The 8,708-nt window shown below is 66.2% G+C and carries 7 protein-coding genes; 5 read left to right on the plus strand and 2 right to left on the minus strand.

The window, feature by feature from the left end; all coding sequences use genetic code 11:
- Positions 1–151: 151 nt before the first annotated feature.
- Both hutC and P9236_RS23235 read right to left on the minus strand, forming a co-directional pair.
- Positions 152–898: a histidine utilization repressor gene (gene hutC / locus P9236_RS23230; protein WP_278076916.1), complete on the minus strand. Its 747-nt coding sequence runs from the start codon at positions 896–898 to the stop codon at positions 152–154.
- Positions 899–903: 5 nt separating this feature from the next.
- Positions 904–2,259: a formimidoylglutamate deiminase gene (locus tag P9236_RS23235; protein WP_278076917.1), complete on the minus strand. Its 1,356-nt coding sequence runs from the start codon at positions 2,257–2,259 to the stop codon at positions 904–906.
- Between the two features lie 99 nt (positions 2,260–2,358).
- On the opposite strand from P9236_RS23235, the gene hutI reads away from it, so the two are divergent.
- The 5 genes from hutI to P9236_RS23260 all read left to right on the plus strand — a co-directional run bounded on the left by hutI (position 2,359) and on the right by P9236_RS23260 (position 8,459).
- The gene (gene hutI, locus P9236_RS23240; RefSeq protein ID WP_278076918.1) at positions 2,359–3,588 is read left to right on the plus strand and encodes an imidazolonepropionase; all 1,230 of its coding nucleotides are present in this window, start codon (positions 2,359–2,361) and stop codon (positions 3,586–3,588) included.
- A complete protein-coding gene (gene hutH, locus P9236_RS23245) occupies positions 3,585–5,120 on the plus strand; it encodes a histidine ammonia-lyase (protein WP_278076919.1) in 1,536 nt (511 codons plus the stop codon). Before hutI ends, hutH begins: the two co-directional genes overlap by 4 nt.
- A gap of 220 nt (positions 5,121–5,340) precedes the next feature.
- A complete protein-coding gene (gene hutG, locus P9236_RS23250) occupies positions 5,341–6,159 on the plus strand; it encodes an N-formylglutamate deformylase (protein WP_278076920.1) in 819 nt (272 codons plus the stop codon).
- A gap of 37 nt (positions 6,160–6,196) precedes the next feature.
- Positions 6,197–7,867, plus strand: coding sequence for a urocanate hydratase (hutU, locus tag P9236_RS23255; RefSeq protein ID WP_278076921.1), 1,671 nt, complete (start codon positions 6,197–6,199; stop codon positions 7,865–7,867).
- 4 nt (positions 7,868–7,871) lie between these two features.
- Positions 7,872–8,459 (plus strand): HutD family protein, encoded by a 588-nt coding sequence (locus tag P9236_RS23260; RefSeq protein WP_278076922.1) that lies wholly within the window; start codon positions 7,872–7,874, stop codon positions 8,457–8,459.
- Positions 8,460–8,708: the final 249 nt, after the last annotated feature.

The following is an 8,708-nucleotide window of genomic DNA, read 5'->3' on the forward strand; positions in this document are numbered from 1 at the left end:
TGAGGGGTGTTGGAAGGATCGCGAGTTCGGGCGAGCTAGGCGCCTGTAATCATTCAACCATTCGACGCCTCATTTCTTCCAACACCCCTCATCCGTCTCGGCGCTGCGCGCCGATCCACCTTCTCCCACAAGGGGAGAAGGAGCGCCGGCGCTACCCCTGCGACGGGGTAAACCTTGCCACCAGCGTGTGGCTTTCCGCCGGATAGATGAAGCGCACATGCGTGACCGGGTGTTCCGCGCTCCAGGTGCGGCGCTCGACCACCAGGCAGGGCGCGCCGGGATCGATGTCGAGCGCGTCGGCGATGTTCTCGTCGGCGGCCATGGCGCGGATGCGGTGCTCGGCCTCGCTCCACGGCACGCGGCCGATCAGCCAGGGCCCGGGCGCGATTTCAAGAAATTCTTCCTCGGCTGCCCCGGCCACGGCTGAGAGATTGATCAGCCGCTGCTCGAGCGCGAACGGCCGTTCGCCGGCAAAATGCAGGCCTTCCAGCCAAAGCACAGGACCCGGGGCGGAGAGCCCGAGCAACGCGCGGTCCTCGGCATTGCTGCGCCGCCTCAGGCGCTCCAGCCGCTCGTAGCGGTAGGGCAGGCCGAGCGCTTCGACCTCGATCCTGATGTCGTGCAGCTCCAGCACCGCCGCCTGCGATTGCGGCTGGCGCACGAAGCTGCCGGAGCGGCGGCGGCGCTCGATCAGCCCTGCTTTGGCGAGCTGCGACAGCGCTTTGTTCACGGTCATGCGCGAGCATTTGTACTCCGCCGTCAGCTCGTGCTCGAACGGGATGCGATGGCCGGGCGCCCAAGCGCCGGACAGGATCTTTTCGCGGATGTCGGAGAGGATGCGCTGGTGCAGCGAGAGCGTCTCGCCGTCCTCCATCTCTGCCGTTTCGGCCATGCTCATCGGGATCAGCCCTCGGAAAGCGTCGTCATCACTTTGCGGAACCGCTTGGCGACGGCCTCGCGCTTGGCATGCCTGCCGCCGCTGACCTGCTTTTTCCCGTGCACCCAAACGCAATCGACCTTGCTGCCATTGGCGAAGATCCAGGTGTCGAGGATCGCGTCGTCCGTCTTGCCGGCAAGCGAGGGATGACCAGCGTCGAGCGAGACGAAGTCGGCCGGACCGCCGGCGGCAATCCGTGATGGGTCGGCGCCGAGTGCCTGGCTGCCGCCGTCGAGCGCGGCATCGAATAGCGCGCGCGCTGTGGAGCCGCCCGCGCGTGCCAGCACGTTGCGGGCGCGGTGGGCGAGGCGCTGCGAATATTCGAGCTGCCGGAGCTCATCCGGAAGGCCGATCTGCACGTTGGAATCCGAGCCGACGCCGAAGCGCCCGCCATGTTCGATGAACAGCGGCGCGGCGAAGGTGCCGTCGCCGAGATTGGCCTCCGTGATCGGGCACAGCCCGGCGATCGCGCCGCTCTTCGCCATGGCGGAGGTTTCGGCCTCGGTCATATGCGTGGCGTGGATCAGGCACCAGCGCTTGTCCACCTCCGCCTTGGACAGCAGGAACTCGACTGGGCGCGCGCCCGACCAGGCGACGCAGTCATCGACCTCCTTTACCTGTTCGGCGACATGGATGTGGATCGGGCCGTTCGGCGCCATCGCCGCGACCGCCGTAAGCTCGTTCGGCGTCAAGGCGCGCAAGCTGTGCGGCGCGACGCCGACGACTGCCCGTTCCAGCTGCGATGCGCTTTCACGACTTTTCTCAAGCAGGCGCCCGAACCGCTCTACATCATTGATGAATCGGCGCTGGCCTTCGTTCGGCGCCGTGCCGCCGAAGGCCGAATGGGCGTAGAAGACCGGCAGCAGAGTCAGCCCGATGCCCGTCTCTCCGGCTGCCGCCGCGATGCGCTCCGCCATCTCGGCGATGTTGGCGTAGGGCTTGCCGTCGCGGTCGTGATGCAGATAATGGAACTCGCCGACGCGCGAGAAGCCGGCCTCCAGCATCTCGACATAAAGCTGCGCCGCGACCGCCTCGACCTGGTCCGGCGTCATCGACAGCGCGAAGCGGTACATCACCTCGCGCCAGCTCCAGAAACTGTCGGCGGAAGGTCCCCGCAGTTCGGCCAGCCCCGCCATGCCGCGCTGGAAGGCGTGGCTGTGCAGATTGGGCATGCTGGGCAACAGGATGGGGTGCCGCTCGTCGCCGGCCTGCGGCGAGGCGTCGGCCTCGACCGTAGTGATACGGCCGGCAGCGAAAGCGATCCTCACATTGCCTCGCCAGCCCTCTGGCAGCAGCGCCCGTTCCGCAAAGATCGCCGTCACGTCCCAACTCCCGAATCTGAATGCCAGAGCGACATTACCACTTGCGTCGTGTTTCAATATGTATATACATAATCGTTGTCCTTTCAAATGGAAAAGATGATGGGTGGAGCAAACGGGAAGAGCGGCCTTCGTCTGTGGCGCAACTCGCGCCTGGCGACCATGGCCGAAGGCGCGGCAGGCCTCGGCATCGTCGAAAAAGGTGCCGTCGCCGCTCGCGACGGGCTCATTGTCTACGCCGGCGCCGAGGCCGATTTGCCGGTGGCGCTCGGGCAGGGCGCCGAGAACATCGATTGCGCGGGCCGCTGGATCACGCCCGGCCTGATCGACTGCCACACGCATCTCGTCTATGCCGGCAACCGCGCCAACGAATTCGAAATGCGGCTGGCCGGCGCCACTTATGAAGAAGTGGCCCGCGCTGGGGGCGGTATCGTCTCCTCGGTCAAGTCGCTGCGTGCCGCCAGCGAGGACGAACTGGTCGCCGAGACGCTGCCGCGCCTCGATGCGTTGATCGCCGAGGGCGTGACAACCGTCGAGGTCAAATCAGGCTACGGTCTCGATGCCGACAATGAGAAGAAGTCGCTGCGCGCCGCCCGCCGTTTGGCCAGTGAGCGCCCGGTCACGGTCCGCACGACCTGCCTCGCCGCCCACGCGCTGCCGCCGGAAGCCAAAGGCGACAAGGACGCTTTCATTGATCTCGTCGCCGATACGATTTTGCCGGAAGTCGCCGCCGAAAAGCTCGCCGACGCCGTCGATGGTTTTTGCGAGGGCATCGCCTTCTCGCCGGAACAGATCGCGCGCGTCTTCGACAAGGCGAAGGCGCTCGGCCTGCCGGTAAAACTGCACGCCGACCAGCTCTCCAACCTGCACGGCGCGGCACTTGCCGCCCGCTACGGCGCGCTGTCGGCCGATCACTTGGAATACACCGATGAGGAGGGCGCCGCAGCGATGGCAAAGGCCGGCACGGTCGCGACGATCCTGCCCGGCGCCTACTACTTCATCCGCGAGACGAAGAAGCCGCCGGTCGAGTTGTTCCGCCGGCATGGCGTAAAGATGGCGGTCGCCACCGACAGCAACCCCGGCACCTCGCCGCTCACCTCGCTGCTGCTCACCATGAATATGGCAGCGACGCTCTTCGGCATGACTGTCGACGAATGCCTCGCCGGCGTCACCCGCGAGGCGGCGCGCGCGCTGGGGCTTCTGGGCAAAACCGGCACGCTGGAACCCGGCAAATCGGCCGACTTGGCGATTTGGGACATCGAGCGCCCGGCCGAACTCGTCTACCGCATGGGCTTCAACCCGCTCCATGCCCGCATCTGGAGAGGACAATGACCGAACTCATCCTGAAGCCCGGCAGCGTGACGCTTACCGACTGGCGCGCTATCTATCGCGGCGCGGTACCGAAGCTTGACGCGGCCTGCCGGCCGAAGATCAAGGCCAGTGCGGAGGCGGTCGCGCGCATCCTCGCAAAGGGCGAGCCCATTTATGGCATCAATACCGGTTTCGGCAAATTAGCCAGCGTCCGCATCCCGGCAAACGATCTCGAAACGCTCCAGCGTAATATCGTGCTTTCGCATGCCGCGGGCGTCGGCGAGCCGATGCCTGTCGCGGTGGTGCGGCTGATGATGGCGCTGAAGCTTGCGAGCCTCGCCCAGGGCGCGTCCGGCGTTCGGGCCGAGACGATCGACCTGCTGCAAGGGATGCTCGCCAACGACGTCATCCCGGTGGTGCCGGCGCAAGGCTCGGTCGGTGCCTCCGGCGATCTCGCGCCGCTCTCGCATATGACCGCGGTCATGATCGGCGTCGGCGAATGCTTTACGCCGCATGGCCGCTTTCCGGCCAAGGTTGCCTTCGTCTCGCATGGGCTGGAGCCGGTCACGCTCGGCGCCAAGGAGGGTCTTGCGCTGCTCAACGGCACGCAGTTCTCGACCGCCTTCGCGCTGGCCGGCCTGTTCGAGGCCGAGACGCTTTACCAGTCGGCGCTGGTCGCCGGCGCGCTGTCGACCGACGCCGCCCGCGGCTCGGACGCGCCCTTCGATCCGCGCATCCATCTGTTGAGGAAACATCGCGGCCAGATCGAGACGGCCGATGCGCTGCGCAACCTGATGGCCGGCAGCGCCATTCGTGAATCGCACCGCGTCGGCGACGAGCGCGTGCAGGACCCGTACTGCCTGCGCTGTCAACCGCAGGTGATGGGCGCGGCGCTCGATGTGCTGCGCAAGGCGGCCGATACGCTCGAGACCGAGGCCAACGGCGTGACCGACAATCCGCTGATCTTCGCCGAGGACGATACCGCGCTTTCGGGCGGCAATTTTCACGCCGAGCCTGTCGCCTTCGCCGCCGACACGATCGCGCTCGCCGTCTGCGAGATCGGCTCGCTGTCGGAGCGGCGCATCGCCATGCTGGTCGATCCGGCACTCTCCGGCATGCCGGCCTTCCTGACGCCGAAGCCTGGCCTGAATTCCGGTTTCATGATCCCGCAGGTGACCGCGGCGGCCCTCGTTTCGGAAAACAAGCAGAAGGCCTATCCGGCGAGCGTCGATTCCATCCCGACCTCGGCCAACCAGGAAGACCATGTCTCGATGGCCGCCCACGGCGCGCGCCGGCTGCTCGGCATGATCGAGAACGCGACCGCCGTGATCGGCATCGAGCTGCTCGCGGCGGCCCAGGGCTGCGATTTCCATGCACCGCTGGCGTCCAGCGATGCGCTCGAAGCCGTGCGCAAGCTGGTCCGGACCGAAGTGCCGCATCTCGACAACGACCGGCATTTCCACCCCGACATGGAAAAGGCGATCGCCATGGTGCGCAGCGGCGCCGCGGTGAAAGCGGCGAGCGCGGTGAAGTTGCCGGGGATTGCGTTGTGAGGCTTCACGCCATGAGAGGTCGAGTTCCTTCGCGCCCCCCTCTGGCCTGCCGGCCATCTCCCCCACAAGGAGGGAGATCATCGGTTTCGGCGCCCCACCCAATTCTTCGACGCCGGCGATTGGCGAAAGCCAAGATGACAGCCAATCTCCCCCCAAGTGGGGGAGATGCCCGGCAGGGCAGAGGGGGGCGCCGTGGAGCTCCAACTTACGGAGATCTCTCATGACCGCCACCCCATGGCTCACCATCACGCGCGGCACCGCACCCCTGCTGGTCTCGATCCCGCACACCGGCATCGATCTCGCCGGCCTCGAAGCCCGGCTCGTCTCGCCTTGGCTCGGGCGCCGCGACTGCGACTGGTGGATCGACAAGCTCTATGATTTCGCCACCGACCTTGGCGCGACTGTGGTCCACACGGCCATCTCGCGCACCGTCATCGACGTCAACCGCGATCCCTCCGGCGTCTCGCTCTATCCTGGACAAGCGACGACCACACTCTGCCCGACAGACACGTTCGATGGCGATCCGCTCTACCGCATGGGCGAGGAGCCGACGCCATCCGAGATCGACCAGCGCCGCGAGACTTATTTCGTACCGTACCACGCCGCCTTGCAGGCCGAGATCGACCGGCTGCGCGGCATGCACGAAAAGATCGTGCTCTATGACTGCCACTCGATCCGCTCGGTGCTGCCGCGCCTGTTCGAAGGCACGCTGCCCGTCTTCAACCTCGGCACCAATGACGGCAAGAGCACCGACGCGTCGCTGCAGGAAAAGGTGGCCGCGATACTCGCCCAGACCGGTGAAAGCTGGGTGATCAACGGCCGCTTCAAGGGTGGCTGGATCACGCGCAGCTTAGGCCAGCCGCAGAACGGCATCCACGCGCTGCAGATGGAGCTCGCCAACCGCGGCTACATGCGCGAGCCGAACAAGAAAGGTTCGCCGGAAAACTGGCCCGTGCCCTATGACCCCAGCTACGCCGCGCCGATCCGCGCCACGCTGAAGACCATCCTCGAAACCGCGATTGCCTGGGCCGTGCGCTGACGCGTCCGCCGCACGTCATCAAAAGGGAAGTGACCACATGACCGATCCTCGCCACAACATCCGCGAAGTGCGTGCGCCGCGCGGCGACAAGCTCAACGCCCGCTATTGGACGACCGAAGCGCCGCTGCGCATGCTGATGAACAATCTCGATCCGGAAGTCGCCGAGAATCCGAACGAGCTGGTCGTCTATGGCGGCATCGGCCGGGCGGCGCGCACCTGGAACGATTTCGACCGCATCGCCGCTTCGCTGAAGACGCTCGGCGAGGACGAGACGCTGCTGGTGCAGTCGGGCAAGCCGGTCGGCGTCTTCCGCACCCACAAGGATGCGCCGCGCGTCCTGATCGCCAACTCCAACATCGTGCCGCACTGGGCGACCTGGGAAAAATTCAACGAGCTCGATAGGAAGGGCCTGATGATGTATGGCCAAATGACGGCCGGCTCCTGGATCTATATCGGCACGCAAGGCATCGTTCAGGGCACCTACGAGACCTTTGTCGAGGCCGGCCGCCAGCACTATGGCGGCAACCTCAAGGGCAAGTGGATCCTGACCGCCGGCCTCGGCGGCATGGGCGGCGCCCAGCCTCTGGCCGCCGTGATGGCCGGCGCCTGCTGCCTCGCCATCGAGTGCAATCCGGACTCGATCGATTTCCGTCTGCGCACCCGCTATCTCGACGAGAAGGCCGAGACGCTGGACGAGGCCATGGAAATGATCGAGCGCTGGACCAAGGCTGGCGAGGCGAAGTCGGTCGGCCTGCTCGGCAATGCCGCCGAGATCGTGCCGGAAATGTTCAGGCGCGGCATCCGCCCGGATATCCTCACCGACCAGACCTCGGCGCACGACCCGATCAATGGCTATCTGCCCAAGGGCTGGACGATGGCGCAATGGCGCGAGAAGCGCGTCAGCGATCCGAAGGCGGTGGAGAAGGCCGCGCGCGCCTCGATGCGCGAGCATGTCGAGGCGATGGTGGCGTTCTGGAATGCCGGCGTTCCGACGCTCGACTATGGCAACAACATCCGCCAGGTGGCCAAGGATGAAGGTTTCGAGAACGCCTTCGCCTTCCCGGGCTTCGTGCCGGCCTATATCCGCCCGCTGTTCTGCCGAGGCATCGGCCCGTTCCGCTGGGCGGCGCTCTCGGGCGATCCGGAGGATATCTACAAGACCGACGCCAAGGTGCGCGAGCTCACGCCCGGCAACACACATCTGCACAATTGGCTCGACATGGCACGCCAGCGCATCTCGTTCCAGGGCCTGCCGGCGCGCATCTGCTGGGTCGGCCTCGGCGACCGTCACCGCCTCGGCCTCGCCTTCAACGAGATGGTCGCCAGGGGCGAGCTCAAGGCGCCTGTCGTCATTGGCCGCGACCATCTCGACTCCGGCTCGGTCGCCTCGCCGAACCGCGAGACAGAGTCGATGAAGGACGGCTCGGACGCCGTTTCCGACTGGCCGCTGCTCAACGCGCTGCTCAACACCGCGTCCGGCGCCACCTGGGTGTCGCTGCATCACGGCGGCGGCGTCGGCATGGGCTTTTCGCAGCATGCCGGTATGGTGATCGTGGCCGACGGCACGCCTGACGCGGCAAGGCGCCTGGAGCGCGTGCTGTGGAACGACCCGGCGACCGGCGTCATGCGCCATGCCGATGCCGGCTACGACATTGCCATCCAATGCGCGAAAGAGCACCAGCTCAACCTGCCGGGCATCCTGGGCTGACGCGATGCGCATTCTTCGTGCCGCCGGCTACCGCGTCATGCCGTGGAAGAATGGCGGCGGCACGACCACCGAGATCGCCGTCTCGCCTGACGGCGCCGGTCTCGAGGACTTCGACTGGCGCATCTCGATGGCGCGCGTCGAGACCGGCGGGCCGTTCTCCAGCTTTGTCGAGGTCGATCGCACGCTCGCGGTGCTGGAAGGGGACGGCATCGTGCTCGACATCGCCGGCCGGCCGCCGGCGCGGCTGACGGCAGCTTCGGCGCCGCTTTCCTTTCCGGGCGACGTGCGGACCGGTGCCGCCTTGATCGGCGGCCCGATCACCGATCTCAACGTCATGACCCGGCGCGGGCGCTTCAGTCATGCGGTCGAGTGCTTGCCGCTCCAGGGTCAGATGGAAATCCTGCCGGGCGACGGCACGACGATTGTTTTGCCGGTTGGCGGCAGCGTCAAAGTCCCGATGGATGCCGTCTCGTTGTTAGGACCGCTCGATGCGCTCATCCTCGCTCGGACGAGCCCGAAGCTGCGCCTCGAGCCCGAAGGGCAGGGGCAGGTCTTCGTCATCAGGTTCCTCGGTCTGGCCGCCAACGGTTAACGGCTGTTGCCAAACATGATCGCGGCGTCGGCGAAATATCGCCCGGCCCCTTGCATGTATCACGAAAAAGCCCGAATCCTGCCCCTGATCGAACCTGGGCAAGGAAGCGTGGGGCGTTCGCCCTTGAGTTGTCGAAAGGGGACGCCCCTGTCATGGAGCGCAAGAAAACTTTCGGCCGAACCTGACATGCAACCAATTGCATTTGAACCGGTTTTAGGGCCATTGCCGTGGCGGTGACGCCGCATCGCG

Source organism: Mesorhizobium sp. WSM4884, assembly GCF_029625675.1.
Lineage (GTDB): Bacteria > Pseudomonadota > Alphaproteobacteria > Rhizobiales > Rhizobiaceae > Mesorhizobium.